The sequence below is a fragment of the Streptomyces sp. NPDC004788 genome, from assembly GCF_053601115.1.
In genome coordinates, this window is the sequence record NZ_JBSGBF010000055.1 from 29,290 (window position 1) to 52,205 (window position 22,916).

A 22,916-nucleotide genomic window follows, 5' to 3' on the forward strand; every position below is an offset into this window, starting at 1 on the left:
GATCTTATAGACCCTTTGCCCCATTCGGCGTACGGTCGTGGAATGCCCCGAAAGGGGCTCCTCTGGACTTTTCCCCTTGTTCTCCATCGCACCGGGAGGGTGTGTGCGCCGCTCCACGACCGACCACGCCGCCGCGGGCCCGAACGGGCGCCGCGGCCACATACGGAAGGCGGCGCTCGCGACGGGCGCGGTCGCGGCCGTCGCCGGCGGGCTGTATGTGGCGGGCCTCGTCGCCACCGGGGACGACATCTCCGCCGGGACCCGGGTGAGCGGGATCGACATCGGCGGCCTGAGCCGCGCCGAGGCCGCGGCCCGGCTGACGGCGGCCGCCCCGGCCGCCTGGAAGGACCCGCTGCCGGTCACCGTCGGTGACTCCGCGACGACGGTCGACCCGGCGGCGGCCGGCCTCACGGTCGACGTGAAGGCCACCGCCGACCGGGCGGCCGACCCGTCCCGCGACCCGTTCACGGTGATCGGCAGGCTCTTCTCGTCGAGCAGCCGGGAAATCGAACCGGTCGTCGCCTTCGACGGTACGAAGGCACGCGCCGCGGTCGCGGACGTCGCGGAGCGGAACGACCGCACGGCCCGCGAGGGCGCCGTCTCCTTCGAGGACGGCAAGCCGGTCGTGACGCAGCCGCGCACCGGACAGAAGCTGGACACCGCGAAGGCGGTGGACGCGCTCCGTGCCGCGTACGCGGGTAAGAGCGGCTCGGGCGCAAGCGCCTCAGGCTCGGGCACCAGCGCCTCTGGCACCAACGGCACGGGCACCGGCGGCTCAGCCACCAGGGGCTCTGGCGCCAACGGCTCGGGCACCGGCGGCTCGGCAGCCGTCGCGCTGCCGGTCTCCGTGACCCAGCCGAAGGTGTCGGCGGCCGAAGTCTCGCGCTTCGTCAAGGACTTCGCGAACCCCGCGATGTCCGGCCCGGTCACCCTCACCTCGGACGGCCGGCGGCTGTCCATCCCGGCGGCCACGCTCGGCGACCACCTGAAGGTGACGGCCGACGGCGGCCGGCTCACCTCCTCGCTCGACGCCCGCTCGCTGATGCGCGACCCGGACGTGGCCGGCCCACTGCACTCCTTCACCGGCGGCCCCGTCGAGGCCCGGCTCGGCGTGCAGAACGGCAAGGTCGTCGTCGAGCGCGACGGGCGCACCGGCCGCCAGGTCTCGGCGAAGGCCCTGGGCGAGGCCGTGGAGCCGCTGCTCACCAAGGAGGGCTCCGCGGCCCGTACCGCTCCGATCGCCACCACCGCCACCGAGCCCAAGGTCACCGCGAAGAGCCTCGCGGACCTCGGCATCAAGGAACAGATGTCGACGTTCACGGTGCACTTCCCGAAGGCCCCGTACCGTACGGTCAACATCGGCCGCGCGGCCGAGCTGATCAACGGCTCCCTCGTCCAGCCGGGCGAGGTATGGAGCTTCAACCGCACGGTCGGCGAGCGCACCGAGGCCAACGGCTTCGTCGACGGCACCATGATCATGGACGGCCAGTACCAGAAGGCGCCGGGCGGCGGCGTCTCGTCGGTGGCCACGACCGTCTACAACGCACTGTTCTTCGCCGGTGTCGAGCCGGTCGAGCACGGCGCCCACTCCTTCTACATCGAGCGCTACCCGGCCGGCCGTGAGGCGACGGTGGCCTGGGGCACGCTGGACCTGAAGTTCCGCAACGACTCGGGGCACCCGATCTACATCAAGGCGAGCGCGACGGACTCGTCGGTGACGGTGAGCTTCCTCGGCACCAAGAAGTACGACTCGGTGGAGGCGGTGGCCGGCCCGCGTACGAACGTCACGCCGCCCGGCGAACGCAGGGGCAAGCTGGGCGAGAAGTGCGAGGTGCAGGACCCGCTGGAGGGCTTCGACATCAAGGTGGACCGGGTCTTCAAGAACGGCGGCACCGAGGTGAAGCGGGAGACGTTCAGCACCCACTACACGCCGCGGGACAAGGTGATCTGCGAGTGACGGATCGACGAAGGGCCCCTCGAATTCGCCCGGAACGAGGGGCCCTTCGTCAATCCCCGTACGGGGTCAGACCTCGGCCCGGACCGGCGCCGGGGCGTCCTCGGCGACCTCCGCGAGATCCCGGTGCCGGGTCTCGCGGGCACAGGCGAGAGCGATCACTGTGAGCACCGCGGCGGCGATGACGTACAGGGCGATGGGCGTGGAGCTGTCGTAGTCCGCGAGCAGCGCGGTGGCGATCAGCGGCGCGGGCGCGCCGGCGGCGACGGAGGAGAACTGGGCGCCGATGGAGGCGCCGGAGTAGCGCATCCGGGTCGCGAACATCTCGGAGAAGAACGCGGCCTGCGGGGCGTACATGGCGCCGTGCAGGATCAGCCCGACGGTGACGGCGAGCAGCAGGCTGCCGAAGGTCCCGCGGTCGATGAGCGCGAAGAACGGGAACATCCAGACGCCGACCCCGACGGCACCGATCAGATAGACCGGCCGGCGCCCGAGCCGGTCGGAGAGCGCCCCCCAGAGCGGGATGACGGCGAAGTGGACGGCCGAGCCGATGAGGACGGCGTTGAGGGCGGTCTGCTTGGTGAGGCCGGCGTGCGTGGTCGCGTAGACGAGGATGAACGCGGTGATGACGTAGTACGAGATGTTCTCGGCCATGCGTGCGCCCATCGCGATCAGCACGTCACGCCAGTGGTGCCGCAGTACGGCGACGAGCGGCAGCTTCTCGGCCTGTCCGGCGTCCCGCGCGGCGGCCTTGCGTTCCTCGGCGGCGGCGAGCGCGGCCTTGAAGACGGGCGACTCGTCGACGGACAGCCGGATCCAGAGCCCCACCAGCACGAGGACGCCGGAGAGCAGGAACGGCACCCGCCACCCCCACGCCCCGAACGCCGCCTCGGAGAGCAGCGCCGTCAGCGCCGACAGCACGCCGGTCGCCAGCAACTGCCCGGCCGGCGCCCCGGTCTGCGGCCACGACGCCCAGAACCCGCGCCGCTTCGCGTCCCCGTGCTCCGACACGAGCAGCACGGCCCCGCCCCACTCGCCACCGAGCGCGAACCCCTGCACGAGCCGCAACACCGTGAGCAGCACCGGCGCCGCCGACCCCACGCTCGCATGCGTCGGCAACAACCCGATCGCGAACGTCGCCCCACCCATCATCAACAGGCTCAGCACCAACAGCTTCTTCCGCCCCAGCCGGTCCCCGTAGTGCCCGAACACCAGCGCCCCGAGCGGCCGAGCGGCGAACCCGACGGCGTACGTGAGGAAGGAGAGCAGCGTCCCGACGAGCGGGTCCGACTCCGGGAAGAACAACTTGTTGAACACCAGCGCGGCAGCCGACCCGTAGAGGAAGAAGTCGTACCACTCGATGGTGGTGCCGATGAGGCTGGCGGCGACGATGCGCTTGAGGGAGGCGGGGGGCGTGGGGGCGTGTGTTGCGGCGGCCATGTGCACCACTTCCGAGCGGGTGACGGGGACTGTTTCGTGTCGCCACACCGTAGGAACGTGCAGGTCAGACGCGTATGTGGTGGGACACCATAGTTCGCGGGGCGGGAGTGCGGGCGGCCACCATGCCGGTCCCGACAGGGACCTCCAGAGGCGCCTTTGCAGCGCCCACAGGAGGGTGTCACGTTTGCACACTTCGCCCTACTTTGGAGGTAGGGTTCTGGCTCCCGTGCTGGTTTGGTGCTGACCCGAAACCCCATGTCACCACCCCTTCCGACCTCTCCCGTGCTGGTTCGGTGCTGACTACGGAGCGTTGAACTCGGGCATTCACGCACGGATCGGATGGCCATTGACGATCAGACGCGTGAGGTCGGCAGCCCGCGTCGGGGCTGCCGGCCTCACGTCTCGCCGACTGGAATCAGGCAGCCGTGACCAGCGCGTCGAACTCCAGGGGCAGGGTGAGTTCGGTCTGGCGGGTGAAGACGGAGTCCATGAGGTTTCTCAGCCGCTCCGGCGCGTCGGGCATGACGTGCGCGTACGTCTCAAGGGTGATGCGGGGGTCGCGGTGCCCCAGCCACTCCGCCATGTCAGAGACGGGCACCCCCTTGGAGAGTCCGGCCGACGCGAAGAAGTGCCTCAGCCAGTGCGGTGTGATCTTCCGCGTGATGCCGGCCGATCGCTTGGCGCTACGCCAGAGACGGTCAACCAGCGAGTACATGAGGATGTTCGTGCGACCGACGTTGGAGAACAGGTAGTCGCCCTTGAGCCGGTTCGGCCCTTCCTCCACGCGGAATGTCCCATGCAACCTGACGTGCTCCTTCACCTTGGCGGCAATGAAGGCGGGCAACGGAATGGCCCGGCCTTCGTCCAGAACGCGCCACTTGAGGTGACGGACTCGGTGCGCCCGCCCTCGTCCCTTCGTGATCGCCTTTTGGCGGGCCGTCTTCGGCTTCTCGTTCTCCCCGTCCTGCGTGATCTGCCGATCCACGTAGAGGACGCCCGCCTCGAAGTCGAACTGATGAAGCGTCACAGCGCTCGCCTCGCCGATGCGCAATCCGCACCCGGCCATCAACCAAACCAATAGCTTGTAGGAGCTGGGCAGGTGCCGCTCGATGGCCTCGATCTCCTCCAGCGTCGGCAGCTGGATCTTCTTCTTCGCCCTACGCTTGGCCCGCCGTCGACTCGTTCGCACGTGCTGACATGGGTTCTTGGTGATGTACTCGTTGGCGACGGCGAAGCTGAAGACGCCGGCAAGGGTCTCGTAGCGGTTGATCGCGGTCGACTCCTTGTAACCGCGCTCCTCGACCATCCACTTCAGCCACGCCTGCAGGTCCTTCGGTCTCACAGAGCCTATCGGGACGCTGCCGAAGTAGGGCTCCACATGCAGGCGCAGACTCGTCTCATACTGGTACCGCGTACCGTTGACCCGCTCGCCCGAAGCGATGAACTCCCGATACACGGCGACGAGCAGGTGGAGCAAACCAGTGGGAGCAATGTACGTACCGAGGTCCTTCTCCCGCTCCACCTTGGCGGCGAAGGCGTCGGCCTGTCCCTTCTTCTCGAACGTCTTTTCACGTTGACGCCCAACTCGCCCACCGGGCTCGCGATAACGGACCGTCCAGGGGTGACCGCATCGAGTCTGATCGCATGGATAGCAGGCGTTCCGGGAGTCTTCCTTGCACTTCTGAAATACGCGGGCCAAGCTGCAGATTTCCCCTTTACCGCAGAGAGATAGGACAAGGGACGCCTATCCATATTTGCTCTCCGAGTAGGCAACTACATCACGTTCGCGGAAGCGCAGAAGCCGACCAACCTTTTGAGGGCGAAGTCCCCAAGCCCGGTACTTGTTCTTGACCGTCACCTCGCTGACCTTCAACCACTCCGCCACTTCAGCAGCAGTAAGGAGTCGATATCTACCACCGTGCACTAACACAACCTCCGTTCAACGCTGAGCCATTCACAGGGCACCTGTCGGTAACGCATGGCTGAACTGGATTCATGACCCTTACGATCCCGGGTTCGGAAACCGGCTATCGTCGTCTATATTGCGGCCCACACCTGGCGCCTCATCATGCCGTCAGGCTGTACCCCCGAAAGCCGCCGGGAAGTTCGTGGTGGGCCACGAAGCCCTCCGCAAGAAAAAGTGATCTTGTACCACTCGCCCTTGCCGTAGCGAGCGGTCTTCTCTCTCCTATCGGTAACGGGATCCTTCTTGTTTTTGATCCAACGACCCTGATGTAGCCGGCCAAGCTGGCCCCTTTCGAGAGGATGTGAACGGCTCGCGCCGACATTCGAGACGTCAGGAACCGGCAGCCCTGCGTCGCTGCGAAGATCGTGCAGGAACACAACTTTCCTGCGATGGAGGAAAGAGGTTGGGCCCAAGCGGCCTGCGTCCGCTACGGCTCCACCGCCAAGCGCAGCCGAGTGCGAACGCCTCAATGGTCGTCACGATCGCCGGTTTGGCTAACCGGCGATCGTCGGCTATGTTGCGCCGCCTCGTTGGATGAGGTCGGAAATCTCGGGTCGACCGGTGCTACGAGGCGCTCGGGAACACTCATGGCCATGGCCGCCTGCCTCGCCGCGACCCCAGGGCGCGCCGCACTGTGCGCGAGAACGACACGGTCGCGGCGATAAATACGCTGCTGCGGGTGCTCGCCGAAGTAGCCGGCCGCGCAGACATAGACGCACAGTCCGATAGAGACCTCGCCATAGGCACCGGACATTTGCCCGGACCGTGCGTTCAATCCTCCGAGGGTAAAAAGGAAGAGGGACGTGAAGCGAGCAGATGGAATAGCCGAATCAGGCAGACGGATCTCTCAATCAGGAACCATGCCTGCACGGCAGTCTCACAGGTACGGGTTTTCGATCTTTTCTCGCCTCACCAGTGAAGCGCGTCCTCGTCCCGGCCTGACGTTTCCCCGGGACGTTCTACGTTGACATGGCTCCCGGCTGAGGCGCCAGTCCTTTGCCACTAATTCACGTCTGCCGTGAGCGAATTCCCACTATCCCCGCAGGTGTAGGGTCTCAAGTTTCGCTGCACAGTCTCACTCCCTGATGCATATCGACTGCATTTATGCAGCGATCGTGAGACAAGCAGGTCGGCGTGTTCACCCTTTCGAGCTACCTCGCTCCTAGGCTAGGTGCGTTCTCTCGGCGGCGGGCAGTCTGGTCGTACGGACCCATGGTCTGAACGGGGGTACGTCTTGGACATTGCTACGGAAGTCGTGGCCAGAGTGCGCTGCGTTAACGGCGACGCTGTCGAGGAGTACGCCTGGTCATCTGTATCCGAGAAGCGGTTGGCCTCCGCAGCACCGTGGCGGATGTTTCGCTGGTACCGAGGGCAGAAGCACTACTCGGGTACCTATTGGTCAGCGACCTTGCGGAACCACGTGATCTACGAGTCGCGTCTGGAGCTGGCTCGATTGCTTTTCGCGGATTTCGATCGCAGCGTGCATGGCATCGTTGCTCAGCCGTTCCTGCTTCAGACCGTGCTGGAGGGGAAGCTCCGCAGGCACGTTCCGGACTTTCTCCTGCTCACCGATCAGGTACCAGTGGTCGTCGACGTCAAGCCTCTGCATCGTCTGTCCAGGCCCGAGGTCGTGTTCACCTTCGGTTGGACCCGGCGGGCGGTAGAGGCACGTGGATGGAAGTACGAGGTCTGGAGCGAGCCTCCGACGGGAGAGCTGGAGAACGTCCGATTCCTGGCGGGCTTCCGCAGGGAGTGGCTGTTTAGTACGGCGCTGTTGCAGGAGCTTCGCGAAGCCGACCTCCACGGAGTGCCCTTGGGGCAGGCTGCTTCGTGTTTGCCTGTGCATCCGGCCTCCCAGGTTCGGTCAGCCATCCATCATCTGCTCTGGACGCAGAGACTCGTCACCGATCTTGACCAGCCACTGGGCCCCTCCCACATCCTGTGGCAGGCAGCATGAGCAGGGCCGGGGCTCGTGTCGGGGTCGGTACGCGATTCCGCTACGACGGGGAGACCGTCGAAGTGGTCGAGCTGGCGGCGACAGCTGCGGGGAACGAAGTGGTCCTCAAGGATGGGCATGGGTGCGTCCGGCGGGTGTCCTTGAAGGAGCTGTTGTTCTCCGACCGTGCCGAGATCGTTCCTGACCAGGCCGGTCCGTCAGCGGAGGATGCCGGGGAGATCGCCTCGGTTGTCCTGAGTCAGCTGCGTGATGACGAGCGCCGGAAAGTCCTGGAGCGAGCGGAGCATGTCCGCGAGGTCCTGACGGGCTACCGCTCGGGCAGCCCGGAACTCGTACGCGAAGGGGAGCCACGCACGGAGTACCGGGCGGGTGAGCCGGCCGAGGCCAGGTACGCGGCGAAGGCCCGGGAACTGGGCGTATCGGTTCGGTCGGTCAAGCAGTGGGTCGCGGACTTTCGGTGCCATGGTGAGGCCGGGCTCGTCTCGAAGCGTGGTCTGTCCGTGCCGGGGCAGCCGTCGGTCGATGACCGGTGGGTGGAGACCGCTCTGGAAGTGATGGTCGAGCACACCGGCCAGTCGAAGCCGTCGCGGACACTGGTGATTGAGCGGACGCGGGCGCGGGTGGTTGCCCGGTTCGGTCCGGAGGTGGTGCCGCAGCCGAGCCGGGCAACTGCGTTTCGGGTGCTGGAGGGTCTGGAACGGCGGCATCCGTTGTTCCGGCTGAGTGCGAAGCGGAACCGGGACATCGCTGATCGTCCGGAGGGTGCGTACGGAAAGCTGCGCCCTACGCGGCCCGGCGAGTACCTGCTGATGGACTCGACCCGGCTGGACGTGTTCGCGTTCGACCCGGTCACGCTGCGGTGGGTGCAGGCGGAGCTGAGCATCGGCATGGACTGGTACACGCGGTGCATCACCGGGATCCGGGTGACGCCGGTGTCGACGAAGGCGGTCGATGTCAGCGCGGTGCTCTACCAGGCATTCCGTCCGAGGCCGGCGGGGCGGGACTGGCCCCGGCACGCAGTGTGGCCGGAGCACGGGATCCCGCGGTCGGTGCTGGTGGACGTCGATGCCGCGGACGGGCCTGGGCTCGCGGGACCGGCATTGGTGCCGGAGACGCTGGTCGTCGACCACGGCAAGGTCTACGTCTCGGAGCATCTGACGAGCGTGTGCCGGCGGATGGGGATCTCGATCCAGCCGGCACGGCTCAGAACCGGGCGGGACAAGGGACCGGTCGAGCGGTTCTTCCGCACGCTGAGGGAAGACCTGCTGCAGGCCCTCCCCGGCTACAAGGGCCCGGACATTCATGGCAGGGGTGAATGTCCGGAGGCAGAGGCGTTCTTCTACCTGGATGAGCTGGAGGCGATCGTCCGTGAGTGGGTGGCGGTGGTGTATCACCACCGGCCGCATTCGGGGCTCGTCGATCCGGGGGTGCCGGGACTGCGGATGTCGCCGGCCACGGCGTTCGAGCACGGTGTGGCGCGGGCCGGGTACATCGAGGCGCCCCGTGATCCGGACCTGGCGTTCGAGTTCCTCCAGACGAAGTGGCGCACGGTCCAGCACTATGGGGTCGAGATCGACCGGCGCCGGTACAACGGTCCGGCACTCACGAAGCTGAAGGGGGTCCGCAGCCCTTACCGGGGGCCGGTGAAGAACGGCTGGCCGTTCCAGGTGGATCCCGACGACATCACCCGGATCTACTTCCGAGACCCCGATGACCGCAGGTGGCAGACGCTGCGCTGGGAGCACGCGCCCAGCGCGGAGATGCCGTTGAGCGAGGACGCGCTGGCGTTCGCGCGGAAGCTGGCCGCCGCCAAGTACCGCTACCCCGACGACCGGCTTGCCGTCGCCGACCTGCTGGAACGCTGGAGCCTGGGGCTGGGCGACACCCTCGCCGAGCGGCGCATGGCCCTGCGGCTGTCGCGTGAACAGGCCGCCATCGGCCTTCCCACCACCGGGACGTCCTCTGCACTGACGCTGCCGTCCGTCTGTCGCGCCCTGGGGCAGGGTCTCCCGCTCAGCCCCAGCCAAGAGACGGCGCCGGATCAAGCGGAGCCGGAAGGCGGCGATGACGACGAGGTGGAGCTCGATGCCTTCTACGCCGACGCCCTGGACGACGCATGAGTGACCGGCCGTCGCTGGCTTGCGCGACGTTGTCCCGTAAGGAGGACTTCAAGGCGTTCGCTGACGCTCCACGCCGGCGCCGGCCGGACCCGCTCACCCGTGGACAGCTGGCCGCGCTGAGTCTGTCGGCGAGGGCGGAGTACGACCTCGGTCGGCGTGAGTGGCACGCCAACCTGGGGCCGCTTCGCACTCCGCAACTCGCGACGCTGCACGAGGACCTGTGGGACATCATCGACAGCAACCAGCAGGACGGCGACAAGGCCAAGGGTGCTGTGGCGGTGGACGCGTTTCCTGGTCTGGGCAAGACCACTGCGGTGCTCGCCTTCGCCCGGGAGTTTCACCGCCGTGAGATTGCCGAGCACGGCCCGTTCACCGCACAGGGGCATGAACGGTGGCCGGTGTGCCGGGTGGGGCTGACCGGCAACACCGGTATGAAGGACCTGAACCGGGCGATGCTGGAGTTCTTCGGCCACCCCGGACGCCAGACATCCACCGCCACCCAGCTCGGGCTCCAGGCCCTGGACTGCGTACTGTCCTGCGAGGTACGTCTGCTGATCTTGGACGACCTGCACTTTCTGAAATGGCGCAGGACCAGCGGGATGGAGGTCAGCAACCACCTGAAGTGGATCGCCAACGAGTTCCCGGTCACCCTGATCAAGGTCGGAGTCGGGCTCGCGGACAAGGGCCTGTTCAGCGAAGGCGAAGCCGTCGGCGAGACAGCGCTGGCCCAGACCGGCCGGCGCACCACCCGCCTGGACATGCCGCCCTTCACCATCGACACCGAGGAGGGACGCCTCCAGTGGCGTCAGCTCCTGCTAGCGCTGGAACAGCGCATCGTGCTGACCGACGCCTATCCCGGCATGCTCGCCGACGACCTGTCCGACTATCTCTTCACCCGCAGCACCGGGCACATCGGATCCCTCATGACACTGGTCAACCGCGGCTGCCAGCGCGCCCAGCGCACCGGCACCGAACGCCTCACCAGAGACCTCCTCGACCAGGTCCGCAACGACGAAGCGGCCGAACAAGCCCGCCGCGAACTCGAATACGCCTTCCAGGCGGGGAAGGCCACCAGCCGTCCCCACGGCGTTCGGACCCCCACATGATCCCGGCACGGCGGACCTTGCCGATCCGGTTCGCCCCATATCCGGGCGAGGCTCTGGACTCCTGGCTGGAGGCATTCGCTGCCCGGCTGAGCTGCCCCTTCACCGACGTCCTCGGCGCACTCGGCCTCCCGAACCGTGACCCGGCCGTGGCCGCCCCGGTTCTGCCCCGCTGGACGACCTCGGCCACTCCCGACGAGCTGGCCGTCATCACCGACGTCACCGGCGTAGCCGTCGACGTTCTCACGGCCATGACCCTGCAACCGTACGACGGCCACGCGGTGGAGATCGTGCCCGGACAGCGCCGCGTGCACCGGCAGGCCCTGTGGGGACGGGCAGGGTCCCGGTTCTGCCCCGCCTGCCTGGAGGAAACCGGTGGCCGCTGGCAGCTAACCTGGCGACTGGGCTGGTCCTTCGCCTGCACCCGTCACCACATCCTGCTCGCCGGCCGCTGTCCTGCCTGTCTGCGCACGCCCCGCCTACGCTCCCACCCCCGGCGGGAGGTACCCCGCCCCGGCCTGTGTTCAAGCGCAGCAGTGGCCGGCGGCCCCCGACCACGGCGCTGCCACCACCCCCTGACCGACACCCCGGTCACCGCCCTCACGCCCGGCGGAGCCCTGGAGGAGACACAGCGCCTGATCGACACGGCCCTCGCGGCCCCGGACCGGATGGCGCGATGGCCGCTGTACGGGCCCGGCGGCGTGCGCTTGCAGACGGCGCTGCGGGACCTGAAAAGTCTGGGTGCACTCGTCCTCAACCACGCGACGACCGCCGACCTACGCTCTGTAGCTCCGGGCGAAGTCCTCGATCGTCTGGAGCGGTACCGGACCAACCCGCTGTCTGCACGTTCCCAACGCCATCCGGACACCCGGCGCAGTGACGTACACAGCTACTACGCTCCCGACGACGCCGGGGCCGCCGCCGTGGCGACCACGGCGGGGCTCCGCATCCTGTGCGCCGCGGACATCCCTAAGGCGGCCGATGCCGCCCGGTGGCTCATCGAACGAGTGGCCTCCTCCGGCCGCGCCCTGTATCCCGCTGGCGTCGTCTCCGTCGGCGGCACGCTCTCGCCCGTCCTCGAAGCAGCCCTGCGCTGCAGCCGCGAGACACAGATCATGCCCGTCTACCGGCTGCGCCACCGCACCGCCGTGCACTCCACCAGATCCCCCTCCAACCACGACACCCGGGCCAGCATGCTGCCAGCCGCCCTGTGGCCGGAATGGGCCCTGCGCCTGTCCCCGCATCACCCCAACGGCAGGCCCGTGGCGCAGCGCACGGACGAGCTCCTGGCCGTCGCCTGCCTGCTCGCTGGCAACACCACCTCGATCCAGGCCGCGACACGGCTAACCGGGACCAACGTCACGAGCCACAACGTCTCGACGTTCCTCGCCGACGTCACCCGCCGCAGCGACTGCACCGACGTCCTGCACGCCCTGATCCTCCTGGCCGACCATCTCGACCAGCACGGTTCCCCCATCGACTACGCACGCCGCCGCGCTCTGTTCACCACGCAGGTCCGCTTCCTCGACCCCGGCTGCTGGAGCGATCTACAGCGCCGCCTGCGCTCGACGCACGCCCCCAACGTCGCGCACGCCCAGCGCTGGATTTTCCACACCCTGTCGGGCTCCCCGCCGCACCTCGCCCACCCAGCCCTCGCGCCGGCCGCCGGAGCGCAGCGCCAGCAGTACCAGCGATTCCGCTGGCGGATCCTGCCCGCCGAAGCCAAACTCCTCACCCACACCGCGCAGGCGCTCCTCGACGAGCACGGCATCGACGAACCACTCCAGTGGACTCCCCGGCTCCCTGCCCGTGCCCTGCGCGACCTCGTTCTGCCCGGCCCCGAACCGGACAGCATCACCGTCACCCAGCTCCACCAGGCCGTGCCCACGGGCGACTTCTCCATCGCCAAGGTCGCGCAGGCGCTGAACACCACCACGGCGCACGCCATCTACCTGCTGTCCGAAAACCCGGTCGACTGGAGCCCACCCCGGTTTCGTCGCACTCAACATACGGCCACCCGCCTGGAGCTGTGGCGCACCTGGTACGAACAAGACCACCTTTCACTCCAGGACATCGCCGACCGCGAACGAACAAGTCTCGCCACGGTCCGGCTCGCATTTCTCAAGAACGGCGTCCGGCTGCGCCCGGCTGGTTCCTACCCGGGCCGTCCAAGAAGAAGATGACGGCGGCGATGCTGCCGACCAGTTCATGGCGATCGGTGCTCCGGCTCGCTTCCGGCCGGGGTGTGGCTCGTCTCGGCATCGCACCCGGCCGCACTGTGAGACCAGCTGTAAAACGCCAGGTCAGCGGGCTACATCAGGCCGTCGAGCCCGAGAATCCACAGCTCCTTTAGGGTCTAAGAATTCGTGGACAAATCTCAGGACAACTGGCCACCACTTGGCCACTTGGCCACACAACTGAGACACGCACGTCAGGAGCGTCACTCGTTCGATTACGGACAGGTCTGCGCACTTCCCTACACCACCTCACCGTAGAACGCTTATAAGTTGACGAAGCTGAAGCACCGCAAGGCAGGCGAGTTCAGGGAGATTCCTGTCGCGCTCAAAGCGCGAGAGGCCCTGTAGCGCTACGAGGGGCGACGGCACGGGCTCCGTTCATCGTCATGAGACGTCTTTACCGGCTGCGCCCGACCTGCCTTGACGCCACCTAGGACGCCTGTCCTAGACTCACGTCACACGCTAGGACGCTCGTCCTAGCGAGCGGTGAGCGATTGTGGGGGTGCGTGGTGGTTGAGAGCGCGGGGACGCGGGCGCAGATCATTGATGCCGCGAACCGGCTTTTCTATGTGAAGGGTTTCGAGCACACATCGTTCGCTGCGATCGCCGAGACGGTGGGCATCTCGCGGGGAAACTTCTACCACCACTTCAAGAGCAAGGACGAGATCCTCGTCGCGGTCATCGAGGCGCGGCTCCAGAGCACGCGCGCGATGCTCATGGAGTGGGATCGGGACGAGCCGGGCCCCGCCGAGCGGGTGAAGCGTTTCGTGAAGATCGTCATCACCAACGGCACGGACATCCAGAACTTCGGCTGCCCGGTCGGGACGCTGACGAACGAGCTCGCCAAACTCGGTCACCCCGCACGACCCCAGGCCGTCGCCGTCTTAGACCTGTTCCGGACGTGGCTCCGGACACACTTCGAGGAGCTCGGCCTCGCCGACGAGGCCGACGGACTCGCGATGCATGTTTTGGCTTTCAGCCAGGGCGTGGCGACCCTGTCCAACGCCTTCCACGACGGCGAGTTCGTGCAGCGAGAGGTTGATCGCCTCCACGACTGGCTCGACGAGCGCCTCGCGCACGGCCCGGCACCGCGCCGCTCCACGTACTGAACCCGACCGCGTCCACCTCTCAGCAGCCGAAGGAGATTTCCGTGTTCGTCGTCCTGCTCCGCTTCGCAGCCAACAAGTCCCAGGCCCCTGACCACATGGCAGAACATCAGGAGTGGATCCGGAAGGGTGTGGAGGACGGAGTCTTCCTGCTGGTCGGAGGTCTTCCGCCCAGCCAGGGCGGTGCCGTGCTGGCCCATCGCACGACCCTCGACGAACTGCGGGACCGGGTCGCGGCCGATCCGTTCGTCGCGCACGAAGTGGTCTCGGCCGAGATCATCGAGATCGCGCCGAACACCGTCGATCCCCGGCTCGCATTCCTGACGGTCTGAGCCATGGACGTGTCCATCGCCCCCGACGGCGAACCGCGGTGCGGGTGGGCCGGCGCTGCCCCCGAGTTCCTGGATTATCACGACAGGGAGTGGGGCTTCCCGGTCGTCGACGACCGGCGGTTGTTCGAGAAGATCAGCCTGGAGGGGTTCCAGTCGGGGCTCAGCTGGCGCACCATCCTGGCCAAGCGGGAGAGCTTCCGAAAGGCGTTCGCAGGCTTCGACTTCCACCGGGTCGCGGAGTTCACCGAGGCTGACGTGGACCGGCTCGTCCAGGATCCGGGGATCGTCCGCCATCGAGGCAAGATCGAAGCCGTTGTCAACAACGCGCGCCGAGCGGTTGATCTGAAAGCCGAGGAGGGCTCACTGGCTGCCTTCTTCTGGCGCAGCGAACCAGGCCCGGACGAGGTGGACCCGCCGCAGACGGTCTCCACCTCACCGGCCTCGGTCGCTCTGTCCAAGGACTTGAAGAAGAGGGGCTGGAAGTTCGTCGGGCCCACCACCGTCTTCGCGTTCATGCAGGCCATGGGGCTCGTCAACGACCATGTGTCCGAGTGCGTCATCCGCCCTCGGGTGGAGGTGGAGCGGTTGGCGCTCACGCGGCCCCATTGAACGTTCTTCCCGGTGGCTTGCGGCGAGGGGTCGATGCAACGGTGGTCCTCCGGAACCATCGGCGGGCCAGCGGGTCTGGGGAGCAGGCGACCCTATGCCGCGGCGGACCCCGCCGTCTCCCGTGTGAGCGGGTGTGCGATCTCCTCCCAGGCGTCAGCGTGCTTGAAGCGCTTGCGCACGGCAGCCTTGCCCAGTCTGCCCGCCTTGATCCGGTCAGCACCGTCCGTCCGTGTCCGGTAATACGCCAGGACTCGGCTGAGGGCCTGACGGATCCGGCTCGCCGGCTCGTCTATCGAGATGCGTTCCTCGGCGTAGGCGTGGACCAGGTCCGGGAGGCGGTAGCGCCCCGGTGCCACCTCCTGCAGGAGGTGGGCTGCGACGAGAGCGCTCAGGTGCGTGCGTACGGTGTCGACGGGCTCATCGGCCAGTGCGGCTACCGCGCGCGTGTCCATGTCGTGGAGGGGGTGTAGGGCGAGCAGACGCAGCAGCCGTCGCGCTCCGCACGGCAGGCGGGCATCGGAAGCCGCCAGCGATGCCCGCACGCCCCCCTCCATGGCGAGGACGGTGAGTGATTCCCGGTAGTAGTCGGCGAGGTCCCAGTTGGGATGGTCGCGCAGGTGGCGGCCGATGATGGTCAACGCCTGGGGGTGGTGGCCGAGGAGCTCCGCGATCCGGCGGGCAGCCGAGGTGTCGTGGGCGAGGCGTTCCGGGCCCGCCGTGCGATTGAGCAGCTCGACGGCCGCGTCTGTTTCCAGAGAGCTGACGGGTAGTCGTCTGACGTCCGGCAGGGAGGGCAGCGCGGAGCGGCTGGTGATCACGGCTCGGCAGGTGGGCACCTCGGGCAGCAGGGGAAGCACCTGCTCCTCGTCGGCGGCATCGTCGAGCAGGACCAGCGTTCCGGTGCCGGCGAGGGTCTTGCGGTAGAGCCGTGCACGGGCGTCGAGACCGTGGGGGATGCGCTCGCCCGCGATGCCGAGCAGGCGTAAGAAGCATTCCAGAACGGCGGAGGGATCCACCGGCGGTTCGTCCGGGCTGGTGCCCCGCAGGTGTGCGAAGAGAACGGGGCGCTGGGACCGGCCTTCAGCCTGGAGCCGGTGGACGACGGCGAGGGCGACGGCGGTCTTGCCCGTGCCGGCCATTCCCTCGAACGCGACCACGGGGATGACGTCTTCGGTGTCGTGAGCGCGGAGCCAGGATTGCGCCAGGTCTTGGAGGTCGTCCCTGCCGATCAGCGGCGACGGAGCCTGCGGGAGCCGGTCGAACGCCGCTGCGCGGCCCGACGCCTCGACCTCGCCGAGAACGGCGCGAAGCGCCTGCCGCCACACGGAGAGGGCTGCCGTGTCCCCGTCGACCAGGGCGTGGACGACGGCGAGCAGCAGGTCGGTGTTCGGGCGGCGACGGCCCACCTGGAAGCAGTTTCCGACCGTGGACCTCGCGGGCCATTCATTCCTGGGGCGCCCGGACCGCCGCCAGGTGGTGTGGATGCGGCGGGTGATCTCCGTGATCGAGGGATTGCCGGCCCACGCCTTCAGCATGCGCAGCTCCCCGATGAACTCGTCCATCGTGCTGGCCCGGCCCGGATCGAGTAGCTGCGGCACGAACATCCTCCCCCAAGGACGGCTGGTATGAACACAACAACACGGAACGACCGTTCCAAGTTAGTGGTTGGGCACTCCCCGCTGTCAAGCGCGTTCCATCCGTCGAGAGGAGTGACGCAGTCGCGTCCAGGATCGTCCACGAACCCTCTGCGGCAGGCCGGATGCTCTCGATGCTGATGCCGCTCCGGTGGGCCGGCGCCCGCAACTCCTGGCGCCGTCACATCCCCGGCTCACTCATCGAGCTACCTGCCTTGCTTGACGCACCGAAGGAGACAGGACCGTGGACATGCAGGACGCCATGCACAACGCCGCCCAGACCCGCACCATGAGGGAGTCCCCCGCGGGCCGCCCGGACTCCCCCCGGCGCATCACGATCGTCGGTTCCGGGTTCTCCGGCACCCTCACCGCCATCCGGCTGCTCCAATTCGCCACGGCCCCACTTGAGATATGCCTGATGGAGCGTGAGGAGGGATACCGGTACGGCGGTCTCGCCTTCGGCCGCGCCTCCACGCACTGGGAGCACATGCTCAACATCCAGGCCGGCCGCATCACCCTGCGCCGCGAGCGCCCGGAGGACTTCCTGGAGTGGGTAAACGGCGAAGCCGACCGCACCGACTGGCCGGCGAAGTGGCAGTACCACTCCTTCGGCGTCGCATGTGTCGTGCCCCGCCTCGTTTTCCGCCAGTACCTCGCCGAGCGGCTGCGATCGGCCGCGGCCGACGCCCGCCCCGACGTCACCCTGCGCGAGCTGACCGGCGAGACCATCGACGTGCGCCGCAGCGACGACGCCTACGTCGTCAAGTACGCCGACCTCGGCCACGACGGCGGCGTCCACGAACTCCGCTCCGACCAAGTGATCCTCGCGACCGGCCACCTCGCCCCCGTCCAGGCGCCGTTCTACCACCGCGTCCGCGCATCCGACCGGTTCATCGCCGATCCCTACGCCCCCACCGCCCAGGAGCGCTTCCGCGCCATCGGCACCGACGAGACCGTGCTCGTCACCGGCTCGGCGCTCTCCGCCTTCGACACCGTGGTCTCCCTCGTGCACGCCGGCCACAAGGGGCAGATCCTCATCTGCTCGCGCGGCGGCCACATGCACGGCACCTACCCCACCGACCACGAGCACGACATCTGGCAGTCCCGGCGGCCGCCGTTCCTCGAGGCGGAGGCCCTCACCCCGGAGACGGTCGTCGCGGGAGTCAAGGCGGAGTACGCCCACCTACTGGCCGAGCACGGCGACAGCACCCCCGACTCGATCTTCGCCGAGCGCGTCATGAAGGCGTGGGAACCGTACGTCATCGAGCTGATCTCCCGTATGGACTCCAAAGACGTCCGGATGCTGCTCGACCGGTACAAGAGCCTGATCGTCACCAACCGCACCAGCACCGTGCGGGAGATCGGCAGCGTCGTCCGAAACCGGATGCGCGACTACAACGGCGCCCCGAAGACCGTCAGCACCATCCCGGCCGCCATCCAGGACATGCGACTGGTCGAGGACGGCACGAAGATCCGCGTCGTCTTCGCCGACCGCGAGGACGTGACCGTCGACCACGTCGTCAACTGCCTCGGCAATAACACCGACTACGAGCGCGCGGACCACCCGCTGTGGAACGGGCTCATCCACGGACACAAGGCGGCCCAGCCGCAGAGCAAGACCCACCGCGGCATCGAGGTCGGCCCGCACGGGCAGCTGGTCGCCGCCAACGGCGAGACGTCGCAGAACCTGTTCGCCGTCGGCCCGATGCGCCAGGGCGACGAGACCACCCGCCGAGGCCGCCTCGGGGCGTTCGTGTTCAGCATCGGAACCCTGCGCAACCAGTGCTTCGACACCGCCATGGAGGTGCTGCGCCAGGCCGGGACCGAGACCAGCGGGGAAGCCATGAACCTTCCGGACGGAGTCCACCACTGCCTGGTCCGCAGCACCGACTGGATCGTCGCCGACCTGAACCCCGGCGCGAGCGACACGGACGCCACCCGGCTCCGCGAGCGACTGCTGACCCACGCCAGGGGGACCGCCTACCCGAACACGGTCACGTACCTGAAGGCCGAGAACCGGACCGAGCGCGACAAGTACCGGACCATCCTCACCGACGACATGGCCGACTTCGGAGCCGCCCTCGCCCGCGAGTTCGGCCTCACCGCCGAGCAGGCCCGCCGGACCGTCTCCCTGCTGACGACCCTCGTGGAGAAGCACGCCGTGCACAACCTCTGCGACATCACGCTGCTCGCCGGATGGGACTCCGAGTACGCCGGCCAGATCAAGCACGCCCCGAAGAAGGACCACGCCTGATGGAACACGCCATACAGGCCGACCAGGACCAACAGGAGCTGCTCAGCAGGCTCTTCATGGTCCGGCACGGCGAATCCACCTGCAACTCCGTGCACCGCATCGCAGGACAGCGCGACGCCCCGCTGACCATCCTCGGCCGCATCCAGGCCGAGAAGGTCGCCGCCCGCCACCGCGGCCAGGAGTTCGACCGCGTCTTCGTCTCGCCGCTCAGCCGCGCCCACGACACCGCCGGCATCATCCTCGGCGACCGCGGCGAGACGGGGCCCGAGGTCGTGGTCGACGAACGGCTCATGGAACGCGACTTCGGCAGCTACACACTGGAGAGCAAGTCCATCCTCCAGCGCCGTCACGGCATCGCCGAGTACGAGCGTGCCATGAACGCCGACAGCCCCACCATGCACGGCGGGGAGACCGCCGCACAGTTCACGGACCGGGTCCGCGCCTTCTACGAGCAGGAACTGCTTCCCGCACTGCGCCGGGGCGAGACGGTGTGCGTGGTCTCCCACAAGTACGTCGTCGAGCTGATCTGCCGCTTCATCCTCGACCGGCCCGCCGACGAGTCGTACGACCTGCGACTGCCGAACTCCGAGATGCTGCGCGGCGACCGCATCGAGTCGTACGTGAAGAACGAGAACGAGACCATGAACATGGTCTACGACTGGATCGTCGTCAACCATCCCGTCGTCTTCTGCGCGGGCCTCGCCGCCGGCCTGCTCGGGAACCTCGCGGGCCTGCGGTTCGCCACCTCCCCGTACCTGCTGCTCCTGCTCCTGGTACTGGCGAGCGTGATCACCATGTGCCGCATCGAGCTGGAGAACGCACGCGCATTCGTCACCGACCGAGGCATCCTGCGGTCCGTCGCCCTGCGCTACCTCGCACTGCCCGTCGCGCTCGCCGCGGTGCTGCACTGGTGGGACGTCGGCGACACCAGCACGGTGGCCTTCGCCGCGATCTTCCTGGCGACACCGAGCTCCGTCGTGGCGATGACCGTCAGCCGCTGCCTCGGCGGCATGATCATGCCGACGTTCGCGCAGGTGCTGCTGTCGTCACTGGCCGCCGCGGTCTCCTTCTCCGCGGTCCTCGCCGCCACACTCCACGACGGCGTGGCACCGGCCGTCGCGATCAGCGCCGCCACCTCGACCGGTGTCGTCGCGGCGGCCTACCTCCTGGTCCGGCAGCTCAGGCAGCGCTCCCCGATCCGCACCGCCAAGTACGGCGAGCGAAACGGCTATGTCGCCGTCCTGCTGCTCACCGCCTTCATCGTCCTGGTCACGCTCAAGCTCGACCTCGCCGATTTCACGACGTACGCGCCCACCGCGGCCGGCATCGCCGTGGGGCTGCGGCTCGTCGCGGCCCTCTTCAAGCGCCGCAAGCACGTGCAAACCCTCGACGACTACACCGCCATGACCTACCCGAACATCTTCGTGGTGGTCGTCATCGCCGCGCTCACCGGCAACGCGCCCCTGGAGCAGGTCGCGATCTGGACCCTGCTGCCCATGTTCGTGCTGTCGTTCTTCGACAGCTGGTACGCCCGGTCCCTGGTCGTCGCCCCGGACGACGCGCGCTGGCCCGCCGTCCTCGGCCTCGACAGCCGCCGTCGGTGGCCCGGGCGCGCGGCCGGACCGAATTCCACCCCCACCGTCCCCGCACGATCCTGATGACCACAGGAGCTGCTGTGCACAACCACCTCTACCAACTGGCCTCCGGCACCACCGACAAGAACCTCGAACTCGTTCTGAAGGTCCTCCCCGCGATCGTGGTCATCCTGGCCGTCTCCGCGCTGTGCGGACGGCTCGCCATCCTCGTGAAGCAGCCGCGCGTCCTCGGCGAGATGGTCGCCGGCGTACTGCTCGGTCCGACCCTGTTCGGCGCCCTCTTCCCCGAGGCGCAGAAGGCGGTCTTCGCGCCCGAGGTGAAGCCGATCCTGTACGTCCTGAGCACCATCGGCCTGACCGTCTTCATGTTCCTGGTCGGCGCCGGGCTCGACCACCGAGCCAACGGCGGCAAGAACGACACCCGCAACGCGGCGGTCCTGGCCGTCTCCGGGATCCTTCCCTCCCTGCTGCTCGGTGCCGGCGCGGGCTACCTCCTGTACGACCGGCTCTCCAAGCCGGACGTCACCCCCTTCGAGTTCGCCCTCTTCATCGGCGGCGCCCTGTCCATCACCGCCTTTCCCATGCTCGCCCGCATCCTGTACGAGCGGCGTACGCAGAACACGCGCCTCGGGCGCCTGACCCTCCTCGGCGCTTCCATCGACGACGCCGCGGCCTGGTGCTTCCTGGCCGTCCTGTCCGCCATGCACACGGGCGCCGGAGCGATGCAGGTGTTCAAGACCATCGGCCTCACCGCGGCCTTCGCCGCCGTGATGCTCTTCGGCGTCAAGAAGCTGCTGCGCCCGCTCGGCGACCGCGTCCAGCGCACCGGCACCTTCGGCTTCGAGGAGATGTACATCGTCGTCGGCATCGTGCTCCTCGCCGGCCTGTTCACCGACTACATCGGCATCTACTCCGTCTTCGGCGGCTTCATCGCCGGCCTCGCCATGCCCGAGAACCCGGCGTTCCGCGCGGCCCTCCACGGCCGGATGATGGACATCGTCTGCGTTCTGCTCCTGCCGATCTTCTTCGCCTTCTCGGGTCTCAACACCGAGCTGGGAGGCATCGCGGGCTGGGGGATGATCCTGCCCTTCCTCGCGATCCTCGCGGCCGGCTTCATCGGCAAGTACCTGGGCTGCGCCGCGGCCATGCGCGCCGTCGGCTTCTCCTGGCGCGAGTCGTGGGCCGTCGGCGGTCTGATGAACGCGCGGGGGCTGATGATCCTCATCTTCATCAACATCGGTCTCGCCCAGGGGATGATCACCCCTGAGATCTTCTCCATGCTCGTGCTGGTCGCCGTCCTCACCACGGCCGCCGCGGTGCCGCTCTACCGCTGGGCGATTCCCGACCGCATGGAGCACCAGATCCTGGACGTCCCTCCCGCGGCCACATCGGACGCAACCGCGTCGGACGCGGTCACCGAGACCGCGCAGCGCGAGCCCGCCCGGGCCTGACGCACTCCTCAGCCATCACAAGCCACCCGCCGGGTGGACACGCCCTCGGTGTCCACCCGGCGGGTTCTCCCGTCCCTCGCAACAACCCTGGAGCCGCCCCATGCACGAAACCGCCACCGCACCTCGCAGGGAAGGGACACCGAAATGACCGACGGCGTGAACGGCGTCGCGCTCGGCGTCTTCGTCCTCTTCTTCCTGGCCGTGACGGTCATGGGCTTCCGCGCCGCGCGCTGGCGCCGGGCCGAGAACGAGCAGAGCCTCGACGAATGGGGCCTGGGCGGACGGTCGTTCGGGACATGGATCACCTGGTTCCTGCTGGGCGGCGACGTCTACACCGCGTACACCTTCGTCGCCGTCCCGGCGGCGATCTACGCGGCGGGCGCGGCCGGCTTCTTCGCCGTGCCGTACACGATCCTGGTGTACCCGCTGATCTTCACCTTCCTGCCCCGCCTGTGGTCGGTGTCGCACAAGCACGGGTACGTGACAACAGCGGACTTCGTCCGGGGCCGGTACGGCTCCAAGGGCCTGTCGCTGGCGGTCGCCTTCACGGGGATCCTGGCGACCATGCCGTACATCGCGCTGCAGCTGGTCGGCATCCAGGCCGTGCTGGACGTGATGGGCGTCGGCGGCGGTGAGAACACCAACTGGTTCGTGAAGGACCTGCCGCTTCTTCTGGCCTTCGGTGTCCTCGCGGCGTACACCTACTCGTCCGGTCTGCGCGCCCCCGCGATGATCGCCTTCGTCAAGGACGGGCTCATCTACCTGGTGATCACCGTGGCGATCATCTACATCCCGATCAAGCTAGGCGGCTTCGACGAGATCTTCGCCAAGGCCGGCGAGGCATACGCACAGACCAACCCGGCCACGGGAAAACCGAAGGGGGCGTTGATCAGCGGCCCCAACGCGCAGTGGACGTACGCGACCCTCGCGCTCGGCTCGGCCATGGCCATGTTCATGTACCCGCACTCGATCACCGCGACGCTCTCCTCCAAGAGTCGCGAGGTGATCCGCAGGAACACGACAGTGATGCCCCTCTACACCCTCATGCTGGGTCTGCTCGCGGTGCTCGGCTTCATGGCGATCGCCGCCGGGGTGAAGGTGACCAACGGCCAGCTCGCCATCCCGCAGCTCTTCGAGAACATGTTCCCGGACTGGTTC

17 protein-coding genes are annotated in these 22,916 nt (G+C 67.9%); 12 read left to right on the forward strand and 5 right to left on the reverse strand.

Annotated features, from left to right (window positions below; genetic code table 11):
• Positions 1 to 103 precede the first annotated feature (103 nt).
• Positions 104 to 1,957: a VanW family protein gene (locus ACWEJX_RS23195; protein WP_451609328.1), complete on the forward strand. Its 1,854-nt coding sequence runs from the start codon at positions 104 to 106 to the stop codon at positions 1,955 to 1,957.
• Positions 1,958 to 2,023: 66 nt separating this feature from the next.
• Here ACWEJX_RS23195 and ACWEJX_RS23200 read toward each other — a convergent pair whose 3' ends face one another.
• The 4 genes from ACWEJX_RS23200 to ACWEJX_RS23215 all read right to left on the reverse strand — a co-directional run bounded on the left by ACWEJX_RS23200 (position 2,024) and on the right by ACWEJX_RS23215 (position 6,114).
• Positions 2,024 to 3,394 (reverse strand): MFS transporter, encoded by a 1,371-nt coding sequence (locus ACWEJX_RS23200; RefSeq protein WP_451609329.1) that lies wholly within the window; start codon positions 3,392 to 3,394, stop codon positions 2,024 to 2,026.
• A gap of 415 nt (positions 3,395 to 3,809) precedes the next feature.
• Positions 3,810 to 5,093 carry a tyrosine-type recombinase/integrase gene (locus ACWEJX_RS23205; protein WP_451609330.1) on the reverse strand — a complete coding sequence of 428 codons (1,284 nt, stop codon included), beginning with the start codon at positions 5,091 to 5,093 and terminating at the stop codon, positions 3,810 to 3,812.
• Positions 5,094 to 5,138: 45 nt separating this feature from the next.
• Positions 5,139 to 5,324 (reverse strand): helix-turn-helix domain-containing protein, encoded by a 186-nt coding sequence (locus ACWEJX_RS23210; RefSeq protein WP_451609331.1) that lies wholly within the window; start codon positions 5,322 to 5,324, stop codon positions 5,139 to 5,141.
• Positions 5,325 to 5,826: 502 nt separating this feature from the next.
• On the reverse strand, positions 5,827 to 6,114 hold the full coding sequence (locus ACWEJX_RS23215; RefSeq protein ID WP_451609332.1) for a hypothetical protein: 288 nt from the start codon (positions 6,112 to 6,114) through the stop codon (positions 5,827 to 5,829).
• A 597-nt stretch (positions 6,115 to 6,711) separates the two neighbouring features.
• On the opposite strand from ACWEJX_RS23215, the gene ACWEJX_RS23220 reads away from it, so the two are divergent.
• The 7 genes from ACWEJX_RS23220 (at position 6,712) to ACWEJX_RS23250 (ending at position 14,824) form a co-directional block, all read left to right on the forward strand.
• Positions 6,712 to 7,317, forward strand: a complete 606-nt coding sequence (locus tag ACWEJX_RS23220) for a TnsA-like heteromeric transposase endonuclease subunit (RefSeq protein ID WP_451609344.1) — start codon at positions 6,712 to 6,714, stop codon at positions 7,315 to 7,317.
• Positions 7,314 to 9,437: a Mu transposase C-terminal domain-containing protein gene (locus ACWEJX_RS23225; protein ID WP_451609333.1), complete on the forward strand. Its 2,124-nt coding sequence runs from the start codon at positions 7,314 to 7,316 to the stop codon at positions 9,435 to 9,437. Before ACWEJX_RS23220 ends, ACWEJX_RS23225 begins: the two co-directional genes overlap by 4 nt.
• Positions 9,434 to 10,543, forward strand: a complete 1,110-nt coding sequence (locus ACWEJX_RS23230) for an AAA family ATPase (RefSeq protein ID WP_451609334.1) — start codon at positions 9,434 to 9,436, stop codon at positions 10,541 to 10,543. Before ACWEJX_RS23225 ends, ACWEJX_RS23230 begins: the two co-directional genes overlap by 4 nt.
• Positions 10,540 to 12,723, forward strand: a complete 2,184-nt coding sequence (locus ACWEJX_RS23235) for a TniQ family protein (protein ID WP_451609335.1) — start codon at positions 10,540 to 10,542, stop codon at positions 12,721 to 12,723. Before ACWEJX_RS23230 ends, ACWEJX_RS23235 begins: the two co-directional genes overlap by 4 nt.
• A gap of 560 nt (positions 12,724 to 13,283) precedes the next feature.
• Positions 13,284 to 13,886: a TetR/AcrR family transcriptional regulator gene (locus ACWEJX_RS23240; protein WP_451609336.1), complete on the forward strand. Its 603-nt coding sequence runs from the start codon at positions 13,284 to 13,286 to the stop codon at positions 13,884 to 13,886.
• A gap of 41 nt (positions 13,887 to 13,927) precedes the next feature.
• Positions 13,928 to 14,215 carry a YciI family protein gene (locus tag ACWEJX_RS23245; protein ID WP_451609337.1) on the forward strand — a complete coding sequence of 96 codons (288 nt, stop codon included), beginning with the start codon at positions 13,928 to 13,930 and terminating at the stop codon, positions 14,213 to 14,215.
• A 3-nt stretch (positions 14,216 to 14,218) separates the two neighbouring features.
• Positions 14,219 to 14,824 carry a DNA-3-methyladenine glycosylase I gene (locus ACWEJX_RS23250; protein WP_451609338.1) on the forward strand — a complete coding sequence of 202 codons (606 nt, stop codon included), beginning with the start codon at positions 14,219 to 14,221 and terminating at the stop codon, positions 14,822 to 14,824.
• Between the two features lie 92 nt (positions 14,825 to 14,916).
• Here the strand turns inward: ACWEJX_RS23250 and ACWEJX_RS23255 are convergent, their stop codons facing one another.
• The gene (locus ACWEJX_RS23255; RefSeq protein WP_451609339.1) at positions 14,917 to 16,422 is read right to left on the reverse strand and encodes an NB-ARC domain-containing protein; all 1,506 of its coding nucleotides are present in this window, start codon (positions 16,420 to 16,422) and stop codon (positions 14,917 to 14,919) included.
• A 286-nt stretch (positions 16,423 to 16,708) separates the two neighbouring features.
• Here ACWEJX_RS23255 and ACWEJX_RS23260 point away from each other — a divergent pair, with 286 nt between their 5' ends.
• The 4 genes from ACWEJX_RS23260 to ACWEJX_RS23275 form a co-directional block, all read left to right on the forward strand.
• Entirely contained in the window at positions 16,709 to 18,712 is a 2,004-nt protein-coding gene (locus tag ACWEJX_RS23260) for an FAD/NAD(P)-binding protein (RefSeq protein ID WP_451609345.1), read from the forward strand.
• Entirely contained in the window at positions 18,712 to 20,370 is a 1,659-nt protein-coding gene (locus ACWEJX_RS23265; RefSeq protein WP_451609340.1) for a histidine phosphatase family protein, read from the forward strand. Before ACWEJX_RS23260 ends, ACWEJX_RS23265 begins: the two co-directional genes overlap by 1 nt.
• Positions 20,370 to 21,758, forward strand: a complete 1,389-nt coding sequence (locus ACWEJX_RS23270) for a cation:proton antiporter (protein ID WP_451609341.1) — start codon at positions 20,370 to 20,372, stop codon at positions 21,756 to 21,758. Before ACWEJX_RS23265 ends, ACWEJX_RS23270 begins: the two co-directional genes overlap by 1 nt.
• A gap of 144 nt (positions 21,759 to 21,902) precedes the next feature.
• On the forward strand, positions 21,903 to 22,916 hold a 1,014-nt coding region (locus ACWEJX_RS23275), incomplete at its 3' end, for a sodium:solute symporter family protein (RefSeq protein ID WP_451609342.1).

Bases quoted from the DNA above. Each gene is read 5' to 3' on its own strand.
- ACWEJX_RS23200 (WP_451609329.1), bottom strand. From the start codon at position 3,394: ATGGCCGCCGCAACACACGCCCCCACGCCCCCCGCCTCCCTCAAGCGC.
- ACWEJX_RS23215 (WP_451609332.1), bottom strand. From the start codon at position 6,114: ATGTCCGGTGCCTATGGCGAGGTCTCTATCGGACTGTGCGTCTATGTC.
- ACWEJX_RS23220 (WP_451609344.1), top strand. From the start codon at position 6,712: ATGTTTCGCTGGTACCGAGGGCAGAAGCACTACTCGGGTACCTATTGG.
- ACWEJX_RS23225 (WP_451609333.1), top strand. From the start codon at position 7,314: ATGAGCAGGGCCGGGGCTCGTGTCGGGGTCGGTACGCGATTCCGCTAC.
- ACWEJX_RS23230 (WP_451609334.1), top strand. From the start codon at position 9,434: ATGAGTGACCGGCCGTCGCTGGCTTGCGCGACGTTGTCCCGTAAGGAG.
- ACWEJX_RS23235 (WP_451609335.1), top strand. From the start codon at position 10,540: ATGATCCCGGCACGGCGGACCTTGCCGATCCGGTTCGCCCCATATCCG.
- ACWEJX_RS23250 (WP_451609338.1), top strand. From the start codon at position 14,219: ATGGACGTGTCCATCGCCCCCGACGGCGAACCGCGGTGCGGGTGGGCC.
- ACWEJX_RS23260 (WP_451609345.1), top strand. From the start codon at position 16,709: ATGCAGGACGCCATGCACAACGCCGCCCAGACCCGCACCATGAGGGAG.
- ACWEJX_RS23265 (WP_451609340.1), top strand. From the start codon at position 18,712: ATGGAACACGCCATACAGGCCGACCAGGACCAACAGGAGCTGCTCAGC.
- ACWEJX_RS23270 (WP_451609341.1), top strand. From the start codon at position 20,370: ATGACCACAGGAGCTGCTGTGCACAACCACCTCTACCAACTGGCCTCC.